Below are 26,983 nucleotides of genomic sequence, written 5' to 3' on the forward strand. Positions count from 1 at the left end.
GTCCATCTCGTTCCAGTTGTTCGTCCAGAACAGTCTCAAAAGACACGTGTCAGCGGATCCGAAAGTCGGACCGTAACCAAGTTCTCTATCATCCGGACTATAACCGTCGGCCCCGGCATCTCACCGGATCTGCTGACCCTCGGCATTCGCTGAACCTGCCAAGGCGCTCGCGGGCTCCAGGTTTCCCTGATACCGCCGGTGGGGACTTTCACCCCGCCCCGAGAACTGTTCTCTTACGGCTTATCTATCCGGGAAAAGCATGAGTGACAATGCCAGTCGGGCTACTTTTTCAGTATCACTGAAATATCGGTAGGGTTCTTGGCAATCAGAACCGGATTCTCGGCTTCGAATTCTGTTCGACTTCCATCGCCCGAGAAAATACCGATACCGGCAACGCCGTTCTCATTTGCGCCGATAGGGTCATGTGTCCGATCACCGATCTTCGCCATGTCTGCAGCAGACAACACTTTGCCGCCGGAGTATGTGCCACAGGTCTGCCCGGACAAACCTGTGGCCACTCAACTCCGGTAGCCGGGCTTTCCCGATCTACGACATCATGTAGAAGTGCTCGACATTCCGAATTACCTCATGCGCTTCTGTCTCACCCGGTGGTTCAAGTTTCTGCACAAGATTGGTCAATGCGGTATCCGGTATGGCCGCAGACCTGTTCCGGTTCTGATCGTAAAGCACGGCCAATGATGGCTCCACGTAGACGATTTCGACGCGAGCGCCGTATTCTCTGAACAAACGGATGGGTTTGCCCCTGAGTTGTTCGGAGATGTTGGTGGCATTCCAGACGAAGTCCTGTCCCTTTCGCAGATAAGAGCGCGCCAGTTCGTAGGCGGCCTGTATCACCCTTCCCTGGTTGCCGGTCGCCCGCCCGCCCATGCTTTCTCGAATCGTATCGAGGCTGACAACAGGCAGGTCAGGTCGATTTGACCGGATCCAGGTGTCTTTCCCCGCACCGGGCAGTCCCGACATGAGGGTGACATTGCATTTGAAGCTTTCGTAGGCTTCGAAAAAAGGATCCCGATCCTGTTTTTCAAAAAAAGCAACACGGCTCTCGTCATTGGCGAAGGCAAACGGCTCGCGGAGACTGCCGTTTTCCTCAAACAGCTGTTCGGCCAGGGCAACGTTGTCCAGAATGGACCGCTGATCTGCACAAATGCGACCCATTGCGTCGGCTTCGGCATGAAGACAAACAAGGTCAGCCTGGCATTTCCAGGAGGTCTTGATGGCCTGCCTTTGGCAGTCTTCCCGTTCGATAAGCCAGAATGGAATCTGATGGCAGACAATCAATCCGCAGACTTGCTCCCGCCAATCGAACGGGGCTTCGGCTTCCCACAACAGATGCCTTGCGATTCGCGCACCGACCCTCGAATGCCCCCGCGACGAAATGCGACCATTTTCCTCAAAGCTCGTAGTCGCCGGCTTGCCTATGTCGTGCAAAACCGCAGCCCAGAAAACGCAGGAGCGTTGCATGGTTGAAAGGTCCCGCCAACGCTGCAGCAACACCAGGGCCTCCACGACCATACGTGTATGGGTTCCGACATCGCCTTCGCCGTGATGGTGCGGGTCCTGGGGACAACTGTCCAGGGCACCGAGATGTTGCCAGAGCGGCCAAATCCGCTGCCAGTCCACCTTCCATACCGGCGCGGTCGGTACAAGTTCAAGGAGGGTCTCATAGGAGGTCCGAGCAGGCTTACTCGTGCTCATCATACGCTCCTTTCACACCCAGAACCGCCGCAAAGATATCAATGCCATCGGCAAGTTGATTGGGCAGGATCGGTCGCGACTGCCAGTGACTGTCGGAATCTGAGAGAGTTTGGATGAACCCTCCCCTGACAAATTTGAACCTGTCCAGAACAAATCTCTCATCTTCCGTCTTGATGTAGAGACCTTCCGCGAGATCGCTGTCTTCCGTTTGCTGGTCGACCATATCAAGCCGGTTTTTCGAGGCTTCCGCCGCCCGGCTCAAGGCGTCCTGCCATTCCGCCGACTTGTAGAGAGACGGCTTCACCAGTTTCTCCACTTGCGCGGCAGAGGTCAGTTGTCCGTCATGAACAACTGGCACCGGCATGACGGGAAGCCCTCCGAGCAGGTTTCTTCGACCAGTGGTACTGAGAAAACGGGCTTCTTCCCGGTCGTAGACATCAAACTCGAGAAAGTAGTGCGGCAGCCGATCGTAGAAGCTCGTATGTTTGGCATAGAGCCACTCACCAAACATGATGTACCGCGTTCCAAGCACTTCGCGGAATGCCGAAGCGTGAATGGATGCCCATGTTTTGAGGAGGTTGAAATGGCGTTCGCGATGACCGCCGGTCAGGTAGTGGCCGCGACTTTGAAGGCGCAGTTCTCCATTTGCACTGAAGGAAACAGCACAGTTGGCACCGTCGATCTTTTCTTCGACAACAACGGGTATGCCCGCCAGTTCTGTGACAGGCTTGTCTTCTCCAATGTCACCCTGCTGAAGACGCGACCCCTCCAGGTGCCGCGTACGCGGGTATTTCACAAGTTCCATGATATCGCTCGATCTTGTCCGGACAAAATCAACCCAATTGGTCAAGCGTCATCATTCGCTGTATTAACAGGCGTTGAACAACTTGTCTGGTCTGACGTCCGGTATTGCAAAATCGTCAATCCCTATCTTTCGGATCGACTTGTTTTTGGCAAAGTGCGCGAGCGGATTACATCTTGAATGCTCAAAAATTCGAGTTGTTTGTCCCTGCTCTTCTACAATGATCAGAGTGTTGCGAAAAGCCGGACATGGTCTGCAATGTCCAATTGCCTGCAACATGAGGAGAATTGGCAACAGACAAAATCTTGCACTTTCCGGATGGAACGTCTGGAATCAAGCCGCTTTCTGCACGTGTTGCAGGATTTCGGAGGGCTTTGCCGCGACCAGAACCGGCCCTTCCCCTTCCAGTTCCTCACGACTTCCATAGCCCCAGAGAACACCGATACCGGCAACGCCGTTCGCATTTGCCCCGATAAGGTCATGCTTTCGATCACCGATCATCAACGTTTGCGCGGCAGATAGTCTCTCTTCTTCCAGAATATGGGCGATAAGGTCTGCCTTGGCGGACCGGTGTCCGCTCAATTCGGAACCGTAGACCTTGCCGAAATGCGGCATCATGTCGAAATGTTCGACAATTTTTCCCGCATAGGCATGCGGCTTCGAGGTACACACGTGGAGATCAAGACCGGCCTTTCGCAACGCCTCGAGCAGGTTGGTAATCCCGTCGATAAGCGTGTTTTCGTAAAGCCCCGAAACCGTATACCGCTCCCGGTAGTAAGCAACCGCTCTATCCTGCACCGAGCGATCACCCGTGTTCAGCAAAACCTCGAAACTCTCCCAGAGCGGAGGGCCAATACACCAGTGAAGATCCTTTGCCTCGGGCACAGGCGCGTCCATCTTTTCCAGTGCGTACTGGATGGACCGTGTAATGCCGTCAAATGGATCTGTGAGTGTACCATCAAGATCGAACAACAGGGTCTTGTAAGGCATGGAACCTCGATGACTACCGATGGAATCGGCCCGGACAGAAGTGTCGCGGGCCGCTGCATTAGAACCGGAAAGAAGACCCTGTCAATCTTTCGCGTCAGGAAAATTCCATGATGACGGCGTCAACGGCGAGACTGTCTCCCGGCGTCGCCTTGATGGCAGAAATCACGCAGTCGCGCTCAGCACGGAGCACGTTTTCCATCTTCATTGCCTCGACGACCGCCAGCTGTTCGCCCGCCTTGACTTCCTGGCCTTCTTCCACCGCGATAGATACAACGAGCCCTGGCATCGGACAGAGCAGCATCCTGGATGTGTCCGGTGGCAATTTCTCCGGCATCAACCCGTCAAGCTCTGCAACACGCGGCGTCATCACACTCGCGACAACGGAATAACCCTGCCAATCGAGGCGGTATCCGCCGGTGACCGGCCGCACCTGCACTGTCACATCCCTGGAGCCGACTTTCCCGGACCAGAGAACATCACCGGGACACCAGTCAGATTCGACATTCATGATCGGACCGTCACCGATGGCAACATCCAGTTCGACCGGTGTGCCCGGGAACCCGGCGGCGAGCCGGATGGGCACGTAGGTCTTGTCCAGTTTGACGACCCAATCCTCTCGAACATCCCCTGAATGCGGCCGGAGCCGTCCGGGAAGATGGTCGAGCCGTTCTCGTTCCAGGGCACCCATAGACAAGGCGACCGCGGCAAGCACCGAATACGCGGGATCGTCCGGAACTGCCGGCAAGAACCCGTCCGGATATTCATCGGCGATGAAACTCGTTGCAAGTTCTCCCGAGCGCCAGCGTGGATGGTTCATCAAGGCGGTCAGGAACGGGACATTGTGCTGGATGCCATCGACATAGAAAGCATCAAGCGCGGAACTCATCGCATCGATCGCTTCATCCCGGGTCGGAGCATGCGTGATCAGCTTGGCGATCATCGGATCGTAGAACATGGAAATTTCCGACCCCTCGACGACACCCGTATCGTTGCGGATCGTCACATCCTCGCCGGCGACTTCTTCTGGCGGCTGGTACCGGACAAGACGCCCTATGGAGGGAAGGAAATTGCGGTAAGGGTCTTCCGCATAGATGCGGCTTTCAACCGACCAGCCGTTCAATTGCACCTCATCCTGGGTCAGGGCGAGTTTTTCACCGGCCGCGACACGGATCATCTGCTCCACGAGATCGACACCGGTAATCAGTTCGGTAACCGGATGCTCTACCTGCAGGCGCGTGTTCATTTCCAGGAAGAAAAAGCTTTTGTCCTGTCCTGCAACAAATTCGACAGTTCCGGCACTGTCATAGTCGACGGCCTTGGCAAGAGCCACGGCCTGCTCGCCCATCTTTCGGCGGGTTTCCTCGTCCAGAAGCGGTGATGGAGCTTCCTCTATCACTTTCTGGTTCCGCCGCTGAATGGAACACTCACGTTCACCAAGGTAAATCGCGTTGCCGTGCTTGTCGCCCAGAACCTGAATTTCAATGTGCCGCGGGTTTTCAATGAACTTCTCGATAAAGACCCGGTCGTCGCCGAAGGAAGACGCAGCTTCCGATTTCGATCTGGCGTAACCGTCCCTTACTTCGTCGGCGTTCCAGGCAATTCTCATGCCCTTGCCGCCACCGCCGGCCGATGCCTTGATCATGACCGGAAAACCGATGTCCTTTGCGATTTCGACGGCCTGCTCGGGTGTCTCGATGACACCAAGATGCCCGGGAACCGTGCTCACATTTGCGGCGTTGGCGAATTTCTTGGACTCGATCTTGTCGCCCATCGCCTCGATCGCCCTGGTATTGGGGCCAATCCAGACAATGCCTTCTTTCGCCAGAGCGCCGGGAAAGCTGGACCGCTCCGACAAGAAGCCGTAACCGGGATGCACGGCCTCGGCACCGGTCTGCTTGCAGGCCTCGATGATTTTTTCGGCGACCAGGTAGGACTCCGCTGCCGTCGCCGGGCCAATATGGACGGCCTCATCTGCCAATTCGACATGAAGCGCATCCCGATCCGCGTCCGAGTAGACCGCGACAGTGCTGATCCCCATGCGCCGCGCCGTTTTCATGACCCGGCAAGCGATCTCGCCCCGGTTGGCAACAAGAATTTTCGAAAACATGTATTTCCACCCAACTGGATCATTTTCTCGTTTGTAGGCCGCACACCAAACCAGCGCAACTTATCCAAAGGGCGAGAGGTGGTAATACGGATGGCTGGGATAGGTGCGGGAAAGAACCAGTGCCGCTGCCACGTACATGCCGACGACCTTCAGGATTTACCCCGCGTGCGCCAGGCGCGAGCCAGGTAGTGGCCGACATTGGCATTCAAGCGGCTCGAGAGGAAACTTACGCTGGTGCATCAGTCGGTTAAATGGCACTTTATGTGGCGCCGATCACACTAATTACACAATGCCTAAAGCACACTTGAAAGTGTAGAGCGCCCCTGAACGGGCGTGACTAGTTTTATGACAGGGTGAAGTCTGAAACCCGAAATGGGGTTGGGCTTGTCTTTTCAAAGCCAGACACCAACGGAGGCAGAGATGAAAAAGTACCGTTTAGCGACCGTTGCTCTAATGCTCGGAAGCATCTTTATGGCAACCGCCGCCGAAGCCAGGCCGGACCTGCGCCAGATGTCCTGCCAGCAGGCACAGAATATGGTGAGACAGCATGGCGCCGTGGTTTTTACAACCGGTCAACACACCTATTCGATGTTTGTCTCGAACAGAAGTTACTGCGACTTCAATCAGGAACTTTTCGTTCAGTATGGCCCGACACGCGACCATCGCAAATGTCCGGTCGCCTACGAATGCAAGGAACCGCTTTTCCCGCGAGGCGGCTTCAATCGCTGGAACTGATGCGAAACGGGCCGGTTGAACCGGCCCGCATTCGTTAGTCACTGTCCTGGAAATCAAGGCCCTGTGTTCAGAGCGGAATATTGTCGTGCTTTTTCCACGGCATCTCGTCTTGTTTTGACCGCAGCAAGGCCAGCCCTTTGGCAACACGCCTCCGCGTTGAATGCGGTCGGATGACATCGTCGATATAGCCGCGCTCTGCTGCCACAAACGGATTTGCGAAACGGTCTTCGTAGTCCTTCGTCCGTTGAGCAATCCTGTCTGTGTCACCCAATTCGGAACGATAGAGAATTTCAACCGCGCCCTTGGCTCCCATCACCGCAATTTCCGCACTTGGCCAGGCATAGTTCAGATCGCCACGAATATGCTTTGAGCTCATCACGTCGTAAGCACCGCCGTAGGCCTTTCGGGTGATCACCGTAATTTTCGGCACCGTCGCCTCGGCGTAAGCAAACAACAACTTGGCGCCGTGTTTGATCAGACCGCCATATTCCTGCGCGGTTCCAGGGAGGAATCCGGGAACGTCGACAAAAGTCACGATCGGTATGTTGAAACAGTCGCAAAAACGTACGAAACGTGCGGCTTTCCGGCTGGCGTCGGAATCCAGCACACCTGCAAGCACCATCGGCTGGTTTGCGATGATCCCGACCGACCGGCCTTCCATGCGCCCGAACCCGGTAATGATATTGCCGGCAAAATTCTTCTGGATCTCGAAGAAGTCACCTTCATCGACAGTCTTCAGGACAAGTTCGCGCATGTCATACGGCTTGTTCGGATTGTCAGGGATAAGTGTATCCAGGCTCGTGTCGATGCGATCCGGGTCATCGAAATGTGTCAATTCCGGCAGGTCTGCCTGATTGTTCATCGGCAGGAAATCGATCAGCCGGCGCATCTCCAGGAGTGCCTCGACATCGTTGTCAAAAGCTCCGTCAGCTATCGATGATTTCGCGGTGTGAACAGAAGCTCCGCCGAGTTCTTCAGCGGTCACGGTTTCATTGGTCACGGTCTTCACGACATCGGGCCCGGTGACGAACATGTAAGACGTGTCACGCACCATGAAAATGAAATCGGTCATGGCGGGCGAATAAACATCGCCACCGGCACATGGCCCCATGATCAGGGAAATCTGAGGGATCACTCCGGACGCCAGCACATTGCGCTGAAACACTTCACCATAGCCGCCCAGCGCCGCGACGCCTTCCTGAATGCGCGCGCCGCCTGCATCGAACAAGCCGATGATCGGCGCCCTGTTGCGGAGTGCCATGTCCTGCAGCTTGGTAATCTTTTCGGCATGCGTTTCCGACAGCGATCCGCCGAAAACGGTAAAATCCTTGGAAAACACATAAACGGTGCGTCCATTGACCGTGCCCCAGCCTGTCACAACGCCATCGCCAGGAATGTGCTGCTCTTCCATACCGAATTCGGTACAGCGATGCTGCTTGAACATGTCGAATTCTTCGAAGGACCCTTCGTCGAGCAGGACCTCGATCCGTTCACGCGCCGTCAGCTTGCCTTTGGAGTGCTGCGAATCTATCCGGCGTTGACCACCACCAAGTCGAGCCGTGTCACGCCGCTGTTCCAATTCGGCCAGAACTTCTTTCATCCGGTCCTCCCAATTCTCATTCACAGAGGCCGTAACATGTTCCAGGTTCAAGGCAAAGTCAGCACATGGGCTTATGGGAGACTACGTCAATCCTCAAAACCCGGCGAATTTGAGGGAAATTTACAAAGGTTTTCGTTACACCGTTGTGTTTTGCCGAAGGGGATAGGATTATCGGGTCTGACGCAGCGTAATTGTTCATTTTCCGAGGTTTTATCATGTGAATTAGGGCGGCCTTTGCAGCCCCGCAGGAGGATTTGAAATGTCTTTATATAACCCCGACACGACCTGGATCGCCCTTTTGGGTGGTGGATTTTCCGGTTCGGTACTCGCCGGTGGCAGTGTCTTTCAATTCGATCTCTGGAACATGGGAAGCAAGCGGTTGCCCGTACAGGTGCTCGTGGTCGGAAAAAGAGCCGGCATCATGGCTGAGATCGGATCAGCTTTTGCCTTGCTGCTGGTGACCGGGTGCAAGACCGAAAGGGAGATGGACGGCATCACGTCGTCAGGTGTCGATTGGGAAGCGTCATTGGTTGGAGATCTGGACGCCAGCATCAAGTCCGGGGCCAAGCTTTTCAAGGAAGTCATGAAGCATGCGGGCAAAAAGACCGGCGAGTGGGCCGTTCAGGAATCCGGCAAGCGATTGGCTCAATACATTACAAACGATCTTGGTGTCGTTAAATCCGGACCGCAATTCAATCTGCTCCCCACCCCTCTTTCCGTTTCCGCCGGCGCCGGTATCTTTTATGAATGGCAGAAGCTGCATCTGCTCGATAACGAAATCGGCTGGAATTACATTTCTCCTAAGTATTCGGTCGAGAACAAGGGCGGTGCGGTCTACATGCAAATGAAGGACATTCCGGTCAAGGACGGAACAACCATTCACCTCGGTTTCGGCGTGTCGGAGTGGCTTTCCATCGATCCGGACATCAGATGGGCGCCGACGCGAGGTGGTCCAAGTATCGGCCGCAGCAAGCTGCATATTGATTGTGTGGTATACGGCGGTGTTCTGTATCAGTCCCGCAACAAAGGCAGCCATCCCGGCATCAACTTGAGCCAGCTCCAGCCTGCGGGGCGCAGCGAAACCGGAATGTTATCGGTTACACAGACGAAAGAAGTCGCCAAAAGCGGCAAGCTGACCATTTATCCGAAAATCTTCAAGTTCACCAACTACGCCTATTGGAGTGCCGACGACACAATGAAGGTCCATGTGGACAGCAAGGGACAATTCACAAAGGTCGAAGGCACAGCCAGTTACAGAGACTAGATGTCTTCTGAGTGACATGACTGCCTAAACACTGGGCAACTGCGCCGCGAGAATGTTCTTTGACACCTCCCGGAATTTTGCCATGATTGCGAAACAAGCAAACAAGGCTAAGGGGAGGCAATGGCGGACGATCGGACTTTCTTCAATGAAATGCTCGACGATGCCGGTGGCGCACGCTCGCCCTATTCAAGGCTGGCCACGTGGCTCGAAGATAAACCGGCAAATTTTCTGACCAAAAAAAGCCGGGATGCGGAAATGGTATTCCGCCGACTCGGAATTACCTTCGCAGTCTACGGCGCGCAGGAAGCAACCGAACGTTTGATACCGTTCGACCCCATACCCCGTATCATCTCTGCTTCGGAATGGCGCAGGCTTTCTGCCGGCATCGATCAGCGCGTTCGCGCCCTGAACGCTTTCATGCACGACATCTATCATCGTCAGGAGATCCTCAGGGCGGGCCGAATACCGGCAGACCTTATCCTGCAGAACGAAGCATTTCTGCCTGAAATGGCCGGGTTCACCCCGGCACGCAAGGTCTATGCGCACATAATCGGAACCGATCTCGTACGTGTTTCCGAAAACGAATTCTACGTTCTGGAAGACAACACCCGCACGCCATCCGGCGTTTCCTACATGATGGAAAACCGGGAAACCATGATGCGTCTGTTTCCCGAACTCTTTCAGACGCACCGCGTTGCACCGGTCGAGCAATATCCCGAATTGTTGCGAAGGACATTGGAGAGTGTCGCGCCCGACCCGTCGAAGTCGGCGCAAACGATCGTATTATTGACCCCCGGCATCTACAATTCCGCATATTTCGAACACGCCTTTCTTGCCGACTCCATGGGTGTGGAACTGGTCGAGGGACGCGATCTGTTCGTCGATGCCGGCAAGGTCTTCATGCGTACGACCCGCGAACCGGAACAGGTGGATGTCATCTACCGGCGCATCGACGACGCCTTCCTTGACCCCCTCACCTTCAATCCGGACAGCATGCTGGGCGTTCCCGGGCTGTTCGATGCCTATCGGGCCGGCAATGTCACGATCTGCAACGCGCCCGGAACCGGCATTGCTGACGACAAGGCAATCTACGCCTACGTTCCTGATATCATCGAGTTCTACACGGGACAGAAACCGATACTGAAGAATGTCCCGACCTGGAATTGCTCAAGAGCGGATGATCTGGCTTACGTTCTCGACAATCTGGAGAAGATCGTCGTCAAGGAAGTTCACGGCTCGGGCGGTTATGGCATGTTGATAGGCCCAACGGCGTCCAAACGCGAGATTGCGGAGTTCCGGAAAGTTCTGGAGGCCACGCCTTCAAACTACATCGCGCAGCCCACCCTGGCACTTTCCGCCTGTCCGACACATGTGGCATCCGGTGTCGCGCCGCGCCATGTGGATCTAAGGCCCTTCGTTCTGATTGGCGACCAGGTTCGCATCACCCCTGGTGGACTGACCCGCGTAGCCCTCAAGAAGGGCTCACTTGTCGTCAACTCAAGCCAGGGCGGCGGCACCAAGGACACCTGGGTACTCGAGGACTGACTGTTTATGCTCGGAAGAACCGCTTCTTCGCTGTTTTGGATGTCCCGCTACCATGAGCGCGCCCAGAACGTTGCCCGGTTGCTGGAAGTCGCCTATCGCGGGGCAATGATGTCCCACAGGGGCCAGGAACACGGAACGCACTGGACCTTCGCGCTCACCTGCTCCGGCTGCGACGCTGATTTCAGTGAAAAATACGACGAACTGAATATCCGGAATGTGACCGTTTTCCTCATGTTCTCAAAAGAGAACCCGGTAAGTGTGCGCAACAGTCTCGAACTGGCCCGCAACAATGCACGAGCTGTTCGCACCGGCATCACGGCTGAACTCTGGGAAGCTATCAACACCACGTGGATAGAATTCATAGAGGTCAATCCGCAGACGATCACGCAGGAACGGTTGCCGGACTTCCTTGCCTGGGTCAATCAGCGTGCGCACTTGTTCCGTGGTGCTCTCCTGAACACAATTTTGCGCGATGATGGTTATTTTTTCTCGCAGATGGGCAATTTCGTCGAACGGACCGACAACACCGCCCGGATCTTGAACACGCAGTATTGGGCGCTTCTGCCTGACAGCGACATTGTTGATGACGGCTCCATGGAACGATACCAATGGTCAGCCATCCTCCGGGCTCTTTCCGGCCGCAGAAGCTACCGGTTCGCCTATCCAAATGCCAGGCTCAAAGCGTTTAACATTGCCGAGTTCCTGATCTTGAGAAAGGAAATGCCGCGGTCCTTGGCCCATTGCTACAACTGGATAGCCGATACAGCCGAAGAACTTGCGCAGTTCTATAGTTCCCGGGAGCCGAGCCTGGATCTTGCCAAGGAAATCGCCAGCGGTCTATCCGAGAAACAGATGCGCGAAATCTACCATGATGGCCTGCACGATTTTCTGACCGACTTCATCGGCAAGAACAACCAATTCGCGCTGCAGCTTTCGAAAGACTACAATTTTGCCTGACCAACAAACCCTGTTTTCCGGTGCCGCATGCAACTGAAAGTCCGACACACGACCCGCTACCGCTATGACGTCCCGCTCGCCAACGCCATGCAGCAGCTGCGCCTGACTCCGGAAGACGGGCCTTCGCAAAAGGTTGTCGAATGGGAAATCGACGCACCCGGCATTGCAAGGGCAACCACCTACAAGGACGCATTTGGCAATCGTGTACATATGGTGTCACGCAGCGAACCCGTCGAAGACGTGGAAATTACGGCGACAGGTATTGTAGATACGGTGAATACTGACGGTGTGCTCGGTCACGAACCCGATGCCGTGGTCCCACCGCGCCTCTACACCAGGGTGACCCCCCTCACCCAATCCAACCAGGCCATCCGAAGACTTGCCACCCATGCAGAAACCCACGACCGGATTTCGGGGTTTCACGCGCTCATGCACGCGATCCGGGAGAAAGTGGACTACAAGATCGGCGTTACGGAAACGCACGCGCCTGCGGCATCGGTACTGGCGGCCGGTGAAGGCGTTTGTCAGGACCACGCCCACATTTTTATCGCTGCAACCAGGTCAATTGGCGTTCCGGCCCGTTATGTATCCGGTTATCTTCTTCTGGAAGACGAACAGGCCTCCGAAGCACACCATGCATGGGCGGAAGTCCTGATTGAAGGGCTGGGCTGGACTGCATTTGATGTATCGAACGCCATCTGTCCGACGGATCGGTACGTTCGGCTGACGACCGGTCTTGATTCCCGTTCCGCTGCTCCCATCCGGGGCATCCGGTTCGGAGGCCTGGAGGAAAATCTTCAGGTTGAAGTCGACGTTTCCCAGGCAGCTTTTCAACAACAGCAATGAATGTCGTTTTCCGACACGCTAATCCCGGTCCACTGTGCTAAGACCAGCCGAAACAAACAAAGACCTATCTAATGTCTTCTTTCGATTGGTGTTGCAGGTCATTGGAACAGTCTGAGGGGCTCTGGGATGACGTATTGTGTCGGATTGAAACTGGATCGGGGTCTGGTGTTCGCAGCGGATACCCGCACCAATGCCGGCGTCGACAATATTGCTACCTACAAGAAACTTCATGTCTGGGAAGAGCCCGGCGAGCGCGTGATTACGCTTCTTTCGGCCGGTAATCTGGCGATAACGCAGGCTGTCGTTTCACTTCTCAGCGAACACATCACATCAGCTGACAATGACCGTGCCACGCTTTTGACGGCCAAGACCATGTTCCAGGTAGCCAGGCTTGTCGGCAGTGCGGTGCGCGAGGTCAAGGAAATTGACGGTGAAGCCCTGGCGACCAGTGCCGAGAGTTTTTTCGTGACGTTCATTCTCGGCGGACAGATCGAGGGCGAAGAACCGCGCATGTTCCAGATCTATGCGGCGGGCAACTTTATCGAAGTGGCCGAGGACACGCCGTTTCTGCAGATCGGTGAACATAAATACGGCAAGCCCATCCTCGACAGGGTAACCCGGTCTGACATGCGCCTTGGCGAAGCCGCCAAGCTCGTTCTGCTGTCTTTTGATTCGACATTGAGATCAAATCTTTCCGTCGGCACGCCGATCGACATGTTGCTCTACAACAAGGACACCTTCTCAACAGAACGCCAGGTCCGTATCGAACAGGACGACCCGTATTTTCAGAAACTTTCGCATGGCTGGTCTGAAAAACTGCGCGACGCTTTTGGAGAACTGGACGAATTCGACGTCTGAACCTTCGAAACACATGTCAGCAAGCCGTCACAAAGCAGCATTAGAAGCGGACCGATCAATCCGGAGGCCTTCATGAGCAGCACTGCGAGCGAACTTGAACCCGTCGCCTGGACAAGGGAAACGTCGCAGGAACCTCTGGAAACAAACGACGATACGCTCAAAGCCGTCAGGGAAATGATCAAGGCGGGCAAGAGAACCCAGATCGTCGAACTGCTCAAGAAATGGGATCCGATCGATGTCATGCAGTTGCTGACGCGGTTGAGATTGAAGCACGCCCGCAAACTGTTCCAGTGGCTGCCCGCAAATCCGTCGATCAAGGTCGTCGCGGAACTGCGTCCCGAATTCCGCTCGATTCTCATGGAAGCCACCACGCTTGACCAGTTTCGCGACATTCTAGCCGGTCTGGATCCGGAAGATGCCACTGAAATCCTCAACGAGTTTCCTGATGATGTAGCCGACGAACTCATCGCCCGCCTGCCGGATGTCGAGGAAATCGCGACCAGGGCTTCCTATGCCGACGATACTGCCGGCCGGGTCATGGCGCGCAAGTTCGTTGCCTTGCGAGAAGATTGTACGGCCGGGGAAGCCGTTGAACAGATGCGCGAGGAAGCCGATCGGATCCGCAAGGTTTTCACGGTTTACGTAACCGACTTTGATGGCAAGCTGACCGGCACCGTCGAAGTCGGCAAGCTGCTGCTTGCACCGGACGAGCAGACGCTCGGCAAGCTGATGAACAGGGACGTGATTGCCGTTTCAACCGACACGGATCAGGAGGAAGTGCTGCGCCTTGCCCGCAAACGGGACATGCGCACAGTTCCGGTCGTGAGTGGCGAAGGTCACCTGATCGGCAGGATTACGCCAAAGCAACTGACCAGGATTGCGGCGGACGAGGCCAATGAAGACATGCTGCTGATGAGCGGTGTCTCAGGCGAAGCGCGTTCGGATGACACGGTCTTCAGAATTGTGCGCGGCCGCCTCCCCTGGCTGCTGGCGGGTCTCGTTGGTGCAAGTGTCGCGGCAACCGTGGTCGGTTCTTATGAAGATCAGCTTGCCGAAGCCGCCATCCTTGCGGCATTCATTCCCGTCACCATGTCGATGGCCGGAAATGCCGGACTTCAGGCTTCCGCTGTCGCCGTGCAGGGCATCGCCACCGGCGCACTTTGGTCAGGCGACATTTTGTTTCGTCTTGTGAAGGAATTTTTCGCGGCCTTGTTCAACGGCGCGGTTGCCGGTGTGATACTCGCAGCCCTTGTGCTGATCGCCTCCATGATCGTGCCATTGGAGGCTCCTGGTCGCCTCGCGATAGCGACGTCACTTTCGCTCCTGTGCGTCACAACGCTCGCAGCGATGGTCGGCGCGACCGTTCCCATCATTCTTGACAAGATCGGCATCGATCCCGCGATGGCGATCGGCGTTTTCATCACTTCGTCCAATGACGTTCTCGGCGTCCTGATCTTTTTCCTGATGGCGACGACGTTCTACATGTCCTGAAACCGTGCTGACGGCCTCAGGCCTTTTGCAGGATCAGGACCGCGGCATCGAATTCGGTGCGTTTGTAGGCTCGGATCTGCGCAGCCTCCGCATCTTCACCCCATCGATCGATGTTGAAGTCTTCCTCGACATGCGCTGCAGTCCATGCGTCGTCAGCGCCAAGATGGTTTTCCTTCACGGCGAGAGCCAGCAGCGCGGACCCCGTCAGACTGGTCGCCGTGTGGAGCGCGGCAAGCCGAAGCGGCGTTTCATCAGATATCCTGGTCTTGAAAGAGCTCAGCAGGTGATCCGGCTGTGCTGCGTGAATAATGCCTTCAATCAGCACAAATCGCCCACCCAGTAGTCCACCGGCCCAGTCAACCACCGGATCCCAAAGATGTCTCTGGGTGTCCACGAGACTTTGAGGGTCGTCAGCCCGGTAGCACAACGCATCGTTTCCGGCAAAACCGACGATGTCATCCGCAACCTCTTCGAAACGCCCGGAAACCGCGTCCTGAGCGGAATTGGCCATCCTGGTCAGCGGCATCGTTGCGGGATTTATTTCCTTTTGCTGGACAGCCCATTCCGCCGCGACCGCCTCGGCAATAACCCGATTGGGCAAAAGCAGCGTCGCCTTTCCGGGCGTTTTCACGGTTCGGCCGTCCAACTGTATCGAATAGCCATCCTCCGTTTGTGCGCAGGATGCCACTTCATAGAAACGTTTCGGCAGTTCGCGCTTTGAAAGTTCTCTAGCGCGTTGTTCCGGATCCTTGGCCAAGTCTTCATGTAACTTATCAAGAAAATCACGCATCAGGCTGTTTCCTTGTCATATTTCAATATCTCATTCAACGCTTGATCCAGTTGATCGAAGGCGTGAATAATCTTGTCCGCTCCCTCTTCGGCGAGCCTTGAATGATCATGATACCCCCAGGTCACGCCAACCGCATGAACACCTGCAGTCCTGGCCATCGCGATATCAAAGCCAGTGTCTCCTATCATGACCGTCCTGGAGCGATCCGCACCGGTTTCGGACAAGGCGCGTTCGATCATGTCCGGGTGCGGTTTGGAGGGCGACGTATCGGCTGTCTGGATGGTTACAAACCTTCCATTCAGGTCGTGGGTCTCCTGCATGTGCCTGACCCCGCGCATGGCCTTGCCGGTCGCGACACCCAGCAAAAAGTCGTCTCTTGCATGGAGCCGCTCGATTGCCTCCTTCGCACCTGGATAGAGCGGATCCACCTCGAGCCCCTGTTTACGCCTGGAGATCTTGGACTGACGATAGGCGTCGGCCATTGCCGGCACCTTGTCCAGATGCCCACCTCCGACAAGATCCGCGAACGCTTCTTCCAGCGACCTACCGACGATGGAAAGGGCGGTCTTGCGATCCGGCATGGGCAATCCGACAGCCTCGAACCCGACCTGTAGCCCATGAAAAATTGTATCCTGACTGTCGACCAGGGTGCCGTCGACGTCAAAAATGATCAGGTACATGATGAGCCTTTTGCAAATGCTGTAGAAGGCTCGCATGTGCAGGGTTTTGCGCCCGGGGTCAAGAGCCGTCGGATTGAACCGGGTCGTACAAGACAGATTGGCGCCGTTCCCGCCAAACACCCGGAACGAACGAGACCAAAAGGCAATCCACAGCCGGTCGTTTCAAAGCCGCTGACTTTGGGACAATTCGAAATTCGAACAACTGCCTGAAATTCGCCTCTTTATGGTGGTTTTCGAGGGGTCAGCCCTGCGTAAGGTTTGATTAACCACGTTTGTAAACCAGCCGGTTACCATAGCGCTGGATACTCGTGTGCGGGTGGGCAAGGTCGATTGGGGCAGTTTGTCGCCAGATCGAAAGACTTTCGGAACGCAGTTTGAGCAACTGCGGGCAACAGGGTGGTTTTGCCTGAATGCAGCAGAATACAAATCAGACTGATCGAACGGACCGGAAGCGTGTCCATCGTGTTTTCCATGTGCTGATTGCCGGAATGGCGATCGTTCTCGGTGGTCTCATAGCCTCAGTCACGTTGTTTGACGCGCCGCGGACACCTTCCCGCGATGCCGCTGCACACGCCGCTGGCGACAGCCAGTTCTTTGCGTCGGTCACTTTCAATGACGAGGCTGCCCGTGTCGGCAACTCTCAAGGTGTCGACGATCAGGCAGGAAACGAACAACAACTGATCCGATCAGCCACCGAACAACTGGGTTCCGCACTCCCGCAATTCACGAGAGAAAAAGAGGCGAAGAGCGCAGCCAAACGGAAACTTGCTGAAAAACTCGCACGGCTGAACCTTGCACTTTCGCTGACCGAGAGGCGAACGGAACCGAATGAAATTGAAACGGCCTCCGGCGTCTCCGGATCCCGCTTAGCAGAACGTACGACGGCAGTAGCCGAAGAAGAAACGATGGTAACGGGTTCGCTCCCGTCGCCCCGCGCGATTGCCAAAGATGACGTTTCCGGCACGGGCGAGACGCTTGCGGAAACCGAAAAGCCATCGAATGCCGCCGAGGCCGAACTGGAGGTCACTGCTGCGATCTCCCATCCGGTTCCAGGCAGCAAACCGGCACCTCCTGCAGAGACGGCTCGAGCAGCGGTCGGTGATGAAAGTCAGAAACGGCAAACACCGGCTCCCGTCCTTGCCTATGCGACACCGGGAACTCCGGAAACGGAAAACAACGGTGCTTTCGGCGGTATCGGAAAGCTGTTCAGCGGTCTCAAGGGCGGTCTTCCCGGTCGTGGCCGCGGCGTAGCGGTATATGACATCAGCGCCGCAATCGTCCACATGCCTGACGGTACCAAGCTGGAAGCGCATTCCGGCATCGGGCACCGCAAGGACAATCCGAAATATGCACATGTGCGAAATCTTGGCCCGACTCCACCGAATATCTATGACCTGAGAATGCGCGAAAGGCGTTTTCACGGTGTTGAGGCCATCAGGATGACGCCGCACGACAATGCGGCGATGAAAGGCCGCGATGGCATGCTGGCGCACACGCCATTGCTGCGCCGGTCAAACGGGTCGCATGGCTGTGTTGCCTTCAAGGATTACAACAAGTTCCTGAAGGCCTTCAAAGCCGGCAAGGTCAAGAAGATGATCGTCGTTCCATCCATGGATAAACTGCCGAAATACATGGCAGCTCTCAACAAGGGCGCCGGCGCATAGACGGCTTGCGGTCCGTCGGCAGATTGTTTAGAGCGGGTATTCCATCGTCCTGTCCGGAGCCTTTCCTTGACCAAGATACTGGCTGTTCTGCTGATCCTGATTGCCGCGATTCAGGTCATCAAACCCCTGGGCTGGCCTGGCCTTCAAAAACGCTCTGACGCCTGGAAGCTTGTTGCCGGCGTTGCTGCCGTCACAATCCTGTCCGTGATTGTGAGTGCACTCTTCCAGGGACTTTGACCCCGCAATGAGGTTCGAATAGCCTTTCTCACCTGTAGCAGTTGAGACCAGCCAATGCGCAACGAGACGACCCTGCATCTGATTTGCGGAAAAGTTGCCTCGGGAAAATCAACGCTGGCGCGATCGCTGGCAGAAAATCCCGACACGATCCTGCTGCAGGAGGATGTCTGGTTATCAGGCCTTTACGCCGATCAACTCAAGACGCTGTCCGACTATGTCAGATACTCTGAAACGCTGAGAAACACGCTGGAGCCGCATATCGTGGATCTCTTGCGCGCCGGTCTTTCCGTGGTACTCGATTTTCCTGCAAACACGCTTGAATACCGGCGTTGGATGCGGCGTCTGTTTGAAACGGCAGGTTGCTCCCATCAATTGCACCTGATCGATGTTGCGGACGACATTTGCAAGCAGAGGCTTCGGGCGCGCAACGCCTCTGGAACGCACGAGTTTCAGGTATCAGACGACCAGTTTGACCGGATCACGAGCCACTTTCAGCGGCCGTCAGACGTTGAGGGGTTCAACATCGTTGTCCATGGATCCGAACGTTAAACGGAGGAGACCGGTCAGCGTTTGATGACCGTCTCGTCGGGATCGTCGGCCTCAGGATCGTAGTCGCTCGCGTTGAAGCCGAGAAGGTTCCAGGTCTGCTGCATGTGCGGCGGCAACGGCGCCGACACGTCGATCTTGCCATGACCCGACGGGTGTGGAATGACGATACGGCGCGCAAGCAGGTGCAGGCGGTTTTGAATGCCGCCCGGCAATTCCCAGTTCTCGATATTGAAATACTTGTCGTCGCCGATGATCGGATGACCGATATGGGCAGCATGCGCCCTCAGTTGGTGCGTCCGGCCGGTAACGGGCTTCATGGTGACCCATGACAGTTTTTGCGCGGACTGCTCGAATACGGAATACAAGGACACAGCATGCTGGGCATCATCTTCCCCCTGCCTCACGACCTGCATCCGTTCTTCTGCCTCGCTGCGGGCAAGAAACGTCGAGATGCGGCCCTGTTTGGGCTTGGGCACGCCTGCGAGCATCGTCCAGTAGATCTTGCGGGTATTGCGATGCCGGAAGGACTTTGTAAGTTCCTGCGCTGCCTGACGTGTGCGCGCGACAAGGATGATGCCTGATGTCTCGCGGTCGAGACGGTGAACCAGGCGCGGCTTGTTGCCCTTCCTGTCCGTAAAGGCTTCCAGCATACCATCCAGGTGGCGCTTGAGACCGGACCCGCCCTGGACAGCGAGACCGGCAGGCTTGTTAAGGACCATGACCTGATTGTCCTCGAACAGCAGCATCTCCTCGATGGCCTTACGATCGTCGGCAATCAGTTTGGTGGACTTGGGTTTGGCATTCTTCTTGTCGTCCGCGGGAAGCTCGACACCCAATGGTGGAATCCGGATCATCTGGCCCTTGGCGACCCGTGTGCTGGCCTCAACGCGCTTGCCATCCACCCGCACCTGGCCGGTGCGCAGGAGCTTCTGCAGCCGTCCGAACCCGAGACCGGGATAATGTGCCTTGAACCAACGGTCGAGGCGCATGCCCGCTTCATCGGCGGTCACATGTTTTTGTTCTACTGCGGACATATTGTTCTCAAATCAGGCTGCGGGCCGCAAAAGGCCACTGTCAACCAGGGCACGGGACACGAGCACCGCGCGGACATTCGTTCCGGAGCGTATAGGCGTAATCAGGGTGAAATGAAAGGGAAACTTAGGAGACGACCTGGCGGGCTATCATCAATCCTGCGAAGACCGCGCCAATCGACAGAAGGACGGACGCCAGTACATAGAACATCGCAAGATAGGTATCTCCCCGCTCCCACAGCACCGACGTGTCCAGCGAAAAGGCGGAAAATGTCGTGAACCCGCCGAGTATGCCGGTGGCAATGAAGTACCGGACCGTCTGAACATGCTGAAAATCGGACTTAACCAGCCATCCGATCAAAAGCCCCATTGCAAGCGAACCGACCACATTGACGGTGAGCGTCCCGACCGGAAAGCCGGCACCAAAAACTCTCAGCGTGAAAAGGCCAACCAGATGGCGCGCGCCGGCTCCGAGCCCTCCGCCGAGCATGACAAGAAGAAGATGTTTCAAGTGATTTCAATCTTTTTCAAACGACAGTTTCCGATTTGCGCAGCAGTCAGCACGAAGTTCGTAACTTGTAGGACACCGGCAGGCAAGCGGAAGTGAGGAAATGCCTTCCAGTCACTTCCGATCGAGAAGCTTCCTCAAAATCTTGGCTTTGGAATGCACCGGAACACCATTGACAAAAATACCCATCGGGTCTCCATTGATTTCGCCAATAGGTTGACGTGTTTGACATGGATTATTGTTCAAGCTCTCGGACCTTTCCGAGTTCTCGACAACATCTGCGAGGTAAAAATGAGAAGCGCCATAGGTCTGCTGTCCGGCCTGGTTTTGACCGGTTGCGTTGCGGACGGGTCTCCTTCGGGATCACAGCCCAGCAAGGATGAGTTGCTTTGTATCGAATCTGGATTCGTCCCGGGAACATTGGAATTTTCGCAGTGCCTGGCAACTGCAAAAATTGCCCGGGAAGCAGCCGCCGACTACGAAAAGGAACAGCAAAAGGAGAGAGAAAAACGCGATACGATCAGCGACGAAATGGCCAACAGGATCTGCGTCGACTACGCCAAAAGCCAGATGCCATTTCCCGTAATCAGGAACCAGAGTTCACCTTTCAACGTCAATGGCGGATACGAAAAAACAGTGAAGGTGAGTTTTGAACTTGATAATCCGAAGACATCGTATTCCAGCAGAAGTGCCGTTTGCAAAATTCGCGGCAGGGATATTATCGACTTTAAGATCAACTAGGCCGCATCCTGGCAATTTCTGACATCCGAATTTACCGATTGAGCGGGATTAGGCCCTGGAACGGATAAGAACTCGAAGGCTGACAATTCATGTCAGCGATGACCCAACACATCGCTTTGGCCAATTGGAGGACAGGATCCATCCATGCCCCCTGCAGTGACATATCAATCTTGTTTATCTGAAACCGTGCCTGTCGAAGTTCGGCATGCATCGTCGCAATGTAGACAAAATCGACCTGTCCGCGGACATCGGATCGGTCCGCCGAGTTTGAACAATCTTCCAAATTTCGGCAACCTCTCCAGGGTCTCGTTGATAAACCAGAGTGCGAGGAGCGGCATAAAGACGAGCACCCGAAGACAACATTGAATGGTCCAGGCAAAACGATCAGTATGACGGTCATAGAAGTCATGATCGGGAGCAAGAAAATGAAGAAATTCCTACTGCCTGACATGTTGAGGTGCTCAAAGGGAAACCTCAAAATCCGTTTGACGCTCCTTCGAAACGCCACATCGCAAAGCTCCCTGGTCAGCTCTTCCTGGCTTCAAATACCCTGCGCCAGATAACTGCAAAGACGACATAAAAGACAATTGCCGCAAAAACCATGAGTGCGTAATCGACCCATGGTTAAATATTTATGTAAGAGGCAAACTTTGCGCCCAATGCGGCGCCTACCAAACCGAAAAGAAATCGGCCGACAGATGCCGGCAGATCTTCTGGGCTTGTCAACAATCCCAAAAATTCAAGAAAGCCAGACAGACGCCCTCTCCTTATGAGTTGCAGCGAAATTTCCTAACCGGCTCTTTGAGCACTTGCGTTCCAGTGAGCCTATTCTTGCCCATGCGGTGCTCGGGTGCACATTTCGTGCACCCCGCGCCATTCTTTGGACCGTTACATGTGTATGCAGGACCTTTAGTAAGTTGTCACCCTAAGATCTTTCGGCACTTCCAGCCTGCCAGTCGCATCGTTACGGCTGTAGCCTTTGCCAGCAATACAATTGTCCCAAATGTCATCGTTGACACCAGTTTCACTACCATATTCCGTTTGCCGAATTCCCTTTGCCTGGGCGGCACAATCAGCGCGATCAGTAAAAAGCTGTTGTTGACTTGCTGTTGGATGATCGTAAGCCACACGATCCACAGTGGTGCTTGTTACACATCCCCCCAGAGTCAACAGACCTAAAATAATAACTATCGAAAAAGCAATTTTCACCGGACACTTCCTCTAAATTGTAATAATATTGGAACGGAAAATCTTTCAAGGCATAAATCTTTACCATAATTCAATCATCGTTGCACCATTGCGGCACCGACTTTTGTAAATTGCGCACGATCGCCCTAGCCTCTTCAACATTGCGAGACACACCAACTCTGTTTTCGCCGCCTTTGGAACTTGACCGTACGGGTCAATGCGACCTGACCCGGTGCCCTAAGGTGCCATTCGTCACCCCGAACGAAGATTATTCTTGGTTTTCCTGAAAACGCGTGGCTTTGGCTAATTCGTGATGGTTGATCTCTCGCTATTTTCAGTTATCGCCGCTCCATGTTCGCAAGCAGAATTTTCAACCAGATCCTGGCAGAGACCGTCCACGCTCTCTGAGTCGCGCGCATCGAACTCAACCATTTAGCGGCTGACAGCAGGCATGCACAAAACAGCGAAGCCCGGTCCCACAACGATGAAAAGTACCGGCATTCGAGGCCCGTGCCTCAACTTGACGGCCATGATGTGCCATCCAAAAAACGGACGGAGAACGGCAAGGCAACCAATATACCGATTGAGCACGTCGGTGCCCGCAACTCATGGCGGAAAAACAAATTCCCGAGCCAGTACCATGCTTGCTTCCTTCACCGCGTTCCTTGTGAACCATCGTTTGATTTTGACCACGCCTTTGGCGTGGCACGGCACCTGCGGCCTGATGAAGAATTGTCAAAAGCTGTGACAGGCGCAAGCAGGGTGATGGAGATCATGCCGGTCATGACATTTTCCAGACTATCGCCAGGGAAGAACTGGGCATTTGAACAATCAAAACTATGCATGAACCCGAAACTGCATTGAAAGCAGCGCCATGCTCCAAATACACTCGGCACCGCGAAATTCATTTGGACCCTTTTGCCGAGCTGTATCTCAGATGATTGAAACCCGTCCGATAAACTCGAATGATCTGGACCTTGTCTGTCGCCACCGCATTTCGATGTTCTGTGATGATGGCAGACGAAAAGCGCCGGAGCTTGAAACCATGGATCGCTCGTTCCGGGCGTGGCTGAAGCCGCGTCTGGTTGACGGAACATATTTTGGTTTCATTGTTGAGGACGACGGCAAGCCGATCGCGGGCATTGGATTGATGGAGCTGTCGTGGCCACCTCATCCGCTGCATCAGGATGATGGCCGGCGGGGGTATGTCTTGAATATGTTCGTCGAGCGCAGCCACCGAAAGCGGGGCATTGCAAAACTGCTTTTAGATCTGGCGGATCAGGAATTCAGCCAGCGGAAACTAAAATATGCGATCTTGCATAGCACATCGGCCGGTCGACCTGTTTACGAGGCGGCGGGATGGCAGCCAACCTCTGAAATGGCCAAGGTGATTGAATAGTCCACTGGAACTGCCACGTATGTTATCCGTCTGTTCAATCTACAGAATTTCTGGCCGTATCAGACAGGCAACCAACCTCATTCAGCAAACAGGAACTTAATTTGGCAATCTTTTTAACGGGCTGCACTCATTTCGGGCACGAGAATATTATCAAACTGGCCGGACGGCCCTTCGAAAACGCGCAGGAGATGGACGAAGCGATTATCAGAAACTGGAATGCCGTCGTCGGTGAACGCGACACCGTTTACCACCTTGGAGATTTCGCATTTCGGAGTGCCCCTGGAGAAGAGTATTTAAAACGCTTGAACGGCAAAACCGTTCTGCTGCAAGGCAACCATGACCCCAAAGGTTGGGGTGTCGACTACCAGACATTGAAGCACAAGCATCAACGCTGCATCCTGTTTCACTACCCGATCGAAGAGTGGGACGGTTGGTATCGTGGCTCAATGCACTTTCACTGCCACACTCACAAATCTGTTTTTCTATCAGGAAAACGACGCGGCAATGTTGGCGTTGACGCCACCGGTTTTACACCGATTAATTTGGAAACGGCGATCGAATTGGTTCAGGCAGGTGAATAGAGCGCGAAACCCTGATCAAAGAGTAGGTCTGTGACATCGCAAGAATGACAGCTTGTTGCAACTATGGCAGCCCCTAGCCCCGGGTCTCACGCCTCCTCTTCCACATGCGCGAAATCCGGATAAATCGAGCGTATCAGGTCGTCGACCCGGTCGATTTCTTCAGGGATCGTCGACAGTTTTTCGCGCTCCTCCTGAAGGATCGCAAGGAAGATCCGGGCCCGTGCCTGGTTGACCTGTGGTTGCGGCAGAACGCCCTCGCCGGCGGCCGACAGGACGATGCTGACAAGCCTGTCGGCGGCATTGAGCCGTCCCCAAAGGTAGTCGTGCTCTCTCCAGCTTCGATTGAAGAATGCGCCGAAAGCGTTCAAAGACTTGCCCTTCAGTTCAAAACCTTCGGTGTAAAGACTGTCGGCGTCTCTCGGACTGATCCGGTCGACCAGGATTTCGGTCACCTCTGAAAAGTCGTTTCGCTGCAGGACGGGGAATGTGATCAGGTCATAGAAGCCGAAACCGATATAGGATCGCAGCAACGACATGTGCCGGTCCCGGTCGAGAAGGTCTCTCGCCGTTTCGGCGAAGAGTTCGTCGTGCAGTCGGTCGAGATCGGCCAGGCCCATCATCTTGGTCAGACTGTCCAGCAACGGCTCGACATGGTCTTCAGCGCCGTATTGGCTGCCGGCCGCCGCAGCCAGGAAGGCTTCCGACAATTCCTGGCTCTTGCCGCCGAAGAACCTGTCCGTCCAGCGCCAGCCAAGATGGTCAATCTGCTCGTATAATATACCTTTCAGGTAGTCGAGCGCATTGGCATCGGGCGGTGGTAACGTGCTGTCCTTGTCCGCATGATAGAAGCCGTTAAGCTTGCGGATGGCGAACCGTAGCCGGCGGATCCGATAGTCTACGTCAAGGCCCCTCAGGAGCGCGACGATGTGCGGATCCGTGCGTCCGAGCCCGTCCTCGCTGTCCGCGGCAAGCTTGTTGAAATGCCTTGAAAACAGGGAAAGCGCGGCTTCCTCCCGCATCTGGACATCAGGGGACCTGCTTATGCGTCCGGTCAGGCCGGCGAGCCGCTCTGCAAGCGCATGCAGTTTCAGGGACTGGTAGTTCAGGAAGGCAAACCCTGCCTGTTCGAAGGCTGTGGTCGTCGCATCCCGCCTGCATCTGGACAACACTTCTGCCGTGATCGCCCGCCGTGTCGGCAACAGGCTTGAAACGGCCTTTTCAACGACCGGCCCCGTCGCGTCGATCAACTGGGAGAGCCAACGGCTTCGCCTGTTGTTCTGCTCCAGTTCCTTCAGGTCGTCTCCGATCGGCTCGTTTCGAGGGATATGCGCCAGGGATGCGAGGATCACCCGGAAAAAACCGGGAAGCTCCAGCGGGCCTTCCCTGGTTTCGCTTACGTCAACCGGTGCCGGGTCGACATAGATCAGCCGTCTTGCAACCTCGCGTGCAGCCGGTCTTTCCTCGATGATTTCAATAACCGGTGCAAACGGCTTGTTCATCACGACACTGCCGTCGACGAAACAGTGTTGTGCCATCGTCTCGGGTGTCAGGCAAAGTTCACGCCCGAGAAAGTCGTCGCGATAGGGCCAGGCAACCCCTTTCCTCGACAAGACACGCTCCATCTCGGCCACGGTTGCAGGCGGAAATGCCCCCGGGAAGGACGATGTGGCGCGGGCCGTAAAAACGAGTTCCGGTATATTGTCCGTGTCGAACTGGCTGTCGACATATCCCGGTGTGCGGTGGACAGCGCGGAAATTCAGGATCCGTCGATGATCCCATTCCTCCACATATGCAGGGTCGTCCAGCAAAATCCGTCGTTTGACACCGTTGTAATCGGTAATCGTGACGAAGAGATTCAGGGTCTGCCCACGCGGAATAAGCGTCCTTTCACTGTCGTCGCCATTTTCCATCTTGCGGCAGGCATCAAGCATCCAGCTAATGAAACGCTCTCCGGAAAATGGCGGTGAGAACCACCTTGCCTGCATGAACTGGCGCAGCTTTTCCCGGGTCTCCACACTTTCAATCTGCTTGTTCAGCCGCGTTGATATCAACTGGTCGAGAACAGGTGAGATGGAGAGTTTCAGGTATCGGGACAAACCCGACTGGGGGCGTGAAAGCCGGGTAACATCCGCATTTTCAAGCCACATCTCGCTATGGCTTTCGAGCGGCAGGTCATGGGCGATCGCCCGGGCCAGCATGATGCCGTTGACACCACCGGCCGAGGCGCCTGCGATGGCATCGACAACGACCCGTATGTCGGCAACACCGGACAGGAGGTCGAGCAGGTCCTGATAGGCACACTGCACCGGCTGCAGTGGATGTGTCTCACAATCGTTGGAATTGCCGCCGTTTCTGTCCAACCTGAAACTGGAGGCGCGAACAAGATTCAGAATCTCCCGGCTCACACCATGCATGTAAATGGCCAGCGAAACGCCGCCATAAAGCACGAGTGCAAGTCTGAGTTCGATTTCCTTCATGAAACTGCCAACCGGATTGTTATCAAGGATCTACCAGAAAAGGATTGCCATAATCCTTAAGTGGCGACGAAATGAATTGAACAAAGACAAGCGAGACTATGCAGCCATCATACCTGATCACACTTGCGCGTGAAAAAAGTGTAGCGGATTTGTTCAAACAGGTCGCAAGGCAATCAAAATCGGACCCTTTGTTCAGCGTCGCACGCACTCTGCCGCGGCATTCCGGG

General features: G+C 55.2%; 26 protein-coding genes and 1 riboswitch. Of the genes, 14 read left to right on the plus strand and 12 right to left on the minus strand.

All coding sequences use genetic code 11. The features are described from left to right. Positions 1-76: 76 nt before the first annotated feature. A riboswitch (FMN riboswitch) is annotated at positions 77-230 on the minus strand. A 51-nt stretch (positions 231-281) separates the two neighbouring features. The 5 genes from ACO6TI_RS22715 to ACO6TI_RS22735 all read right to left on the minus strand — a co-directional run bounded on the left by ACO6TI_RS22715 (position 282) and on the right by ACO6TI_RS22735 (position 5,615). Then, entirely contained in the window at positions 282-518 is a 237-nt protein-coding gene (locus tag ACO6TI_RS22715; RefSeq protein ID WP_422383440.1) for a hypothetical protein, read from the minus strand. Positions 519-546: 28 nt separating this feature from the next. Continuing rightward, positions 547-1,716 (minus strand): AAA family ATPase, encoded by a 1,170-nt coding sequence (locus ACO6TI_RS22720; protein WP_422383441.1) that lies wholly within the window; start codon positions 1,714-1,716, stop codon positions 547-549. After that, positions 1,703-2,521, minus strand: coding sequence for an RNA ligase family protein (locus ACO6TI_RS22725; protein ID WP_422383442.1), 819 nt, complete (start codon positions 2,519-2,521; stop codon positions 1,703-1,705). The genes ACO6TI_RS22720 and ACO6TI_RS22725 overlap by 14 nt, the downstream gene beginning before the upstream one ends. Before the next feature lie 330 nt (positions 2,522-2,851). After that, a complete protein-coding gene (locus tag ACO6TI_RS22730) occupies positions 2,852-3,508 on the minus strand; it encodes an HAD hydrolase-like protein (RefSeq protein ID WP_104705372.1) in 657 nt (218 codons plus the stop codon). Between the two features lie 94 nt (positions 3,509-3,602). Beyond that, positions 3,603-5,615 carry an acetyl-CoA carboxylase biotin carboxylase subunit gene (locus tag ACO6TI_RS22735; RefSeq protein WP_422383443.1) on the minus strand — a complete coding sequence of 671 codons (2,013 nt, stop codon included), beginning with the start codon at positions 5,613-5,615 and terminating at the stop codon, positions 3,603-3,605. A 420-nt stretch (positions 5,616-6,035) separates the two neighbouring features. Between ACO6TI_RS22735 and ACO6TI_RS22740 the strand changes: the two genes are divergently transcribed. After that, positions 6,036-6,350, plus strand: coding sequence for a hypothetical protein (locus ACO6TI_RS22740; RefSeq protein ID WP_029061813.1), 315 nt, complete (start codon positions 6,036-6,038; stop codon positions 6,348-6,350). A gap of 67 nt (positions 6,351-6,417) precedes the next feature. Here the strand turns inward: ACO6TI_RS22740 and ACO6TI_RS22745 are convergent, their stop codons facing one another. After that, the gene (locus ACO6TI_RS22745) at positions 6,418-7,950 is read right to left on the minus strand and encodes an acyl-CoA carboxylase subunit beta (RefSeq protein WP_029061812.1); all 1,533 of its coding nucleotides are present in this window, start codon (positions 7,948-7,950) and stop codon (positions 6,418-6,420) included. A 259-nt stretch (positions 7,951-8,209) separates the two neighbouring features. On the opposite strand from ACO6TI_RS22745, the gene ACO6TI_RS22750 reads away from it, so the two are divergent. The 6 genes from ACO6TI_RS22750 (at position 8,210) to mgtE (ending at position 14,911) form a co-directional block, all read left to right on the plus strand. After that, a complete protein-coding gene (locus tag ACO6TI_RS22750) occupies positions 8,210-9,214 on the plus strand; it encodes a hypothetical protein (RefSeq protein ID WP_055115878.1) in 1,005 nt (334 codons plus the stop codon). Positions 9,215-9,334: 120 nt separating this feature from the next. Continuing rightward, a complete protein-coding gene (locus ACO6TI_RS22755; RefSeq protein WP_029061810.1) occupies positions 9,335-10,759 on the plus strand; it encodes a circularly permuted type 2 ATP-grasp protein in 1,425 nt (474 codons plus the stop codon). A gap of 6 nt (positions 10,760-10,765) precedes the next feature. Next, entirely contained in the window at positions 10,766-11,716 is a 951-nt protein-coding gene (locus tag ACO6TI_RS22760; protein ID WP_055115880.1) for an alpha-E domain-containing protein, read from the plus strand. 27 nt (positions 11,717-11,743) lie between these two features. Then, entirely contained in the window at positions 11,744-12,562 is an 819-nt protein-coding gene (locus ACO6TI_RS22765; protein ID WP_196876646.1) for a transglutaminase family protein, read from the plus strand. Between the two features lie 126 nt (positions 12,563-12,688). Next, the gene (locus ACO6TI_RS22770) at positions 12,689-13,420 is read left to right on the plus strand and encodes a proteasome-type protease (protein WP_055115884.1); all 732 of its coding nucleotides are present in this window, start codon (positions 12,689-12,691) and stop codon (positions 13,418-13,420) included. Between the two features lie 72 nt (positions 13,421-13,492). Continuing rightward, positions 13,493-14,911 carry a magnesium transporter gene (gene mgtE, locus ACO6TI_RS22775; protein WP_055115887.1) on the plus strand — a complete coding sequence of 473 codons (1,419 nt, stop codon included), beginning with the start codon at positions 13,493-13,495 and terminating at the stop codon, positions 14,909-14,911. 16 nt (positions 14,912-14,927) lie between these two features. Here the strand turns inward: mgtE and ACO6TI_RS22780 are convergent, their stop codons facing one another. Both ACO6TI_RS22780 and ACO6TI_RS22785 read right to left on the minus strand, forming a co-directional pair. Continuing rightward, positions 14,928-15,701 carry an ATP12 family chaperone protein gene (locus ACO6TI_RS22780; RefSeq protein WP_422383444.1) on the minus strand — a complete coding sequence of 258 codons (774 nt, stop codon included), beginning with the start codon at positions 15,699-15,701 and terminating at the stop codon, positions 14,928-14,930. Beyond that, positions 15,701-16,381 (minus strand): HAD-IA family hydrolase, encoded by a 681-nt coding sequence (locus tag ACO6TI_RS22785; RefSeq protein WP_055116818.1) that lies wholly within the window; start codon positions 16,379-16,381, stop codon positions 15,701-15,703. The genes ACO6TI_RS22780 and ACO6TI_RS22785 overlap by 1 nt, the downstream gene beginning before the upstream one ends. Positions 16,382-16,791: 410 nt before the next feature. On the opposite strand from ACO6TI_RS22785, the gene ACO6TI_RS22790 reads away from it, so the two are divergent. The 3 genes from ACO6TI_RS22790 to ACO6TI_RS22800 all read left to right on the plus strand — a co-directional run bounded on the left by ACO6TI_RS22790 (position 16,792) and on the right by ACO6TI_RS22800 (position 18,831). Beyond that, the gene (locus ACO6TI_RS22790) at positions 16,792-18,045 is read left to right on the plus strand and encodes a tlde1 domain-containing protein (RefSeq protein WP_422383445.1); all 1,254 of its coding nucleotides are present in this window, start codon (positions 16,792-16,794) and stop codon (positions 18,043-18,045) included. 66 nt (positions 18,046-18,111) lie between these two features. Further along, complete coding sequence (locus ACO6TI_RS22795; protein ID WP_172670694.1) at positions 18,112-18,282, plus strand: hypothetical protein; 171 nt, start codon at positions 18,112-18,114, stop codon at positions 18,280-18,282. Between the two features lie 54 nt (positions 18,283-18,336). Further along, positions 18,337-18,831 carry an AAA family ATPase gene (locus ACO6TI_RS22800; RefSeq protein WP_409861480.1) on the plus strand — a complete coding sequence of 165 codons (495 nt, stop codon included), beginning with the start codon at positions 18,337-18,339 and terminating at the stop codon, positions 18,829-18,831. Between the two features lie 14 nt (positions 18,832-18,845). Here the strand turns inward: ACO6TI_RS22800 and ACO6TI_RS22805 are convergent, their stop codons facing one another. After that, positions 18,846-19,865, minus strand: coding sequence for an RluA family pseudouridine synthase (locus ACO6TI_RS22805; RefSeq protein ID WP_108876090.1), 1,020 nt, complete (start codon positions 19,863-19,865; stop codon positions 18,846-18,848). A gap of 124 nt (positions 19,866-19,989) precedes the next feature. Further along, positions 19,990-20,373: a fluoride efflux transporter CrcB gene (gene crcB, locus ACO6TI_RS22810; RefSeq protein ID WP_196876650.1), complete on the minus strand. Its 384-nt coding sequence runs from the start codon at positions 20,371-20,373 to the stop codon at positions 19,990-19,992. Between the two features lie 288 nt (positions 20,374-20,661). On the opposite strand from crcB, the gene ACO6TI_RS22815 reads away from it, so the two are divergent. Beyond that, entirely contained in the window at positions 20,662-21,111 is a 450-nt protein-coding gene (locus ACO6TI_RS22815) for a hypothetical protein (RefSeq protein ID WP_197001059.1), read from the plus strand. A 909-nt stretch (positions 21,112-22,020) separates the two neighbouring features. Here the strand turns inward: ACO6TI_RS22815 and ACO6TI_RS22820 are convergent. Further along, positions 22,021-22,320, minus strand: a complete 300-nt coding sequence (locus ACO6TI_RS22820; RefSeq protein WP_422383446.1) for a hypothetical protein — start codon at positions 22,318-22,320, stop codon at positions 22,021-22,023. Between the two features lie 489 nt (positions 22,321-22,809). Between ACO6TI_RS22820 and ACO6TI_RS22825 the strand changes: the two genes are divergently transcribed. From ACO6TI_RS22825 to ACO6TI_RS22835, 3 genes are all read left to right on the plus strand, one after another. Beyond that, positions 22,810-23,163 carry a hypothetical protein gene (locus ACO6TI_RS22825; protein WP_197001061.1) on the plus strand — a complete coding sequence of 118 codons (354 nt, stop codon included), beginning with the start codon at positions 22,810-22,812 and terminating at the stop codon, positions 23,161-23,163. A gap of 181 nt (positions 23,164-23,344) precedes the next feature. Next, positions 23,345-23,698 (plus strand): GNAT family N-acetyltransferase, encoded by a 354-nt coding sequence (locus ACO6TI_RS22830; protein ID WP_196876653.1) that lies wholly within the window; start codon positions 23,345-23,347, stop codon positions 23,696-23,698. Positions 23,699-23,799: 101 nt separating this feature from the next. Then, positions 23,800-24,279, plus strand: coding sequence for a metallophosphoesterase (locus tag ACO6TI_RS22835; RefSeq protein WP_422383447.1), 480 nt, complete (start codon positions 23,800-23,802; stop codon positions 24,277-24,279). 86 nt (positions 24,280-24,365) lie between these two features. On the opposite strand, the gene ACO6TI_RS22840 is transcribed toward ACO6TI_RS22835, so the two are convergent. Continuing rightward, on the minus strand, positions 24,366-26,756 hold the full coding sequence (locus ACO6TI_RS22840; protein ID WP_422383448.1) for a patatin-like protein: 2,391 nt from the start codon (positions 26,754-26,756) through the stop codon (positions 24,366-24,368). Positions 26,757-26,983: the final 227 nt, after the last annotated feature.

This window comes from Roseibium album (assembly GCF_965233825.1).
In the GTDB taxonomy this organism is placed as follows: Bacteria; Pseudomonadota; Alphaproteobacteria; order Rhizobiales; family Stappiaceae; genus Roseibium; species Roseibium album.

Bases quoted from the DNA above. Each gene is read 5' to 3' on its own strand.
- ACO6TI_RS22720 (WP_422383441.1), bottom strand. From the start codon at position 1,716: ATGAGCACGAGTAAGCCTGCTCGGACCTCCTATGAGACCCTCCTTGAA.
- ACO6TI_RS22725 (WP_422383442.1), bottom strand. From the start codon at position 2,521: ATGGAACTTGTGAAATACCCGCGTACGCGGCACCTGGAGGGGTCGCGT.
- ACO6TI_RS22730 (WP_104705372.1), bottom strand. From the start codon at position 3,508: ATGCCTTACAAGACCCTGTTGTTCGATCTTGATGGTACACTCACAGAT.
- ACO6TI_RS22735 (WP_422383443.1), bottom strand. From the start codon at position 5,615: ATGTTTTCGAAAATTCTTGTTGCCAACCGGGGCGAGATCGCTTGCCGG.
- ACO6TI_RS22740 (WP_029061813.1), top strand. From the start codon at position 6,036: ATGAAAAAGTACCGTTTAGCGACCGTTGCTCTAATGCTCGGAAGCATC.
- ACO6TI_RS22745 (WP_029061812.1), bottom strand. From the start codon at position 7,950: ATGAAAGAAGTTCTGGCCGAATTGGAACAGCGGCGTGACACGGCTCGA.
- ACO6TI_RS22750 (WP_055115878.1), top strand. From the start codon at position 8,210: ATGTCTTTATATAACCCCGACACGACCTGGATCGCCCTTTTGGGTGGT.
- ACO6TI_RS22755 (WP_029061810.1), top strand. From the start codon at position 9,335: ATGGCGGACGATCGGACTTTCTTCAATGAAATGCTCGACGATGCCGGT.
- ACO6TI_RS22760 (WP_055115880.1), top strand. From the start codon at position 10,766: ATGCTCGGAAGAACCGCTTCTTCGCTGTTTTGGATGTCCCGCTACCAT.
- ACO6TI_RS22765 (WP_196876646.1), top strand. From the start codon at position 11,744: ATGCAACTGAAAGTCCGACACACGACCCGCTACCGCTATGACGTCCCG.
- ACO6TI_RS22770 (WP_055115884.1), top strand. From the start codon at position 12,689: ATGACGTATTGTGTCGGATTGAAACTGGATCGGGGTCTGGTGTTCGCA.
- mgtE (WP_055115887.1), top strand. From the start codon at position 13,493: ATGAGCAGCACTGCGAGCGAACTTGAACCCGTCGCCTGGACAAGGGAA.
- ACO6TI_RS22780 (WP_422383444.1), bottom strand. From the start codon at position 15,701: ATGCGTGATTTTCTTGATAAGTTACATGAAGACTTGGCCAAGGATCCG.
- ACO6TI_RS22785 (WP_055116818.1), bottom strand. From the start codon at position 16,381: ATGTACCTGATCATTTTTGACGTCGACGGCACCCTGGTCGACAGTCAG.
- ACO6TI_RS22790 (WP_422383445.1), top strand. From the start codon at position 16,792: ATGCAGCAGAATACAAATCAGACTGATCGAACGGACCGGAAGCGTGTC.
- ACO6TI_RS22800 (WP_409861480.1), top strand. From the start codon at position 18,337: ATGCGCAACGAGACGACCCTGCATCTGATTTGCGGAAAAGTTGCCTCG.
- ACO6TI_RS22805 (WP_108876090.1), bottom strand. From the start codon at position 19,865: ATGTCCGCAGTAGAACAAAAACATGTGACCGCCGATGAAGCGGGCATG.
- ACO6TI_RS22815 (WP_197001059.1), top strand. From the start codon at position 20,662: ATGAGAAGCGCCATAGGTCTGCTGTCCGGCCTGGTTTTGACCGGTTGC.
- ACO6TI_RS22830 (WP_196876653.1), top strand. From the start codon at position 23,345: ATGGATCGCTCGTTCCGGGCGTGGCTGAAGCCGCGTCTGGTTGACGGA.
- ACO6TI_RS22840 (WP_422383448.1), bottom strand. From the start codon at position 26,756: ATGAAGGAAATCGAACTCAGACTTGCACTCGTGCTTTATGGCGGCGTT.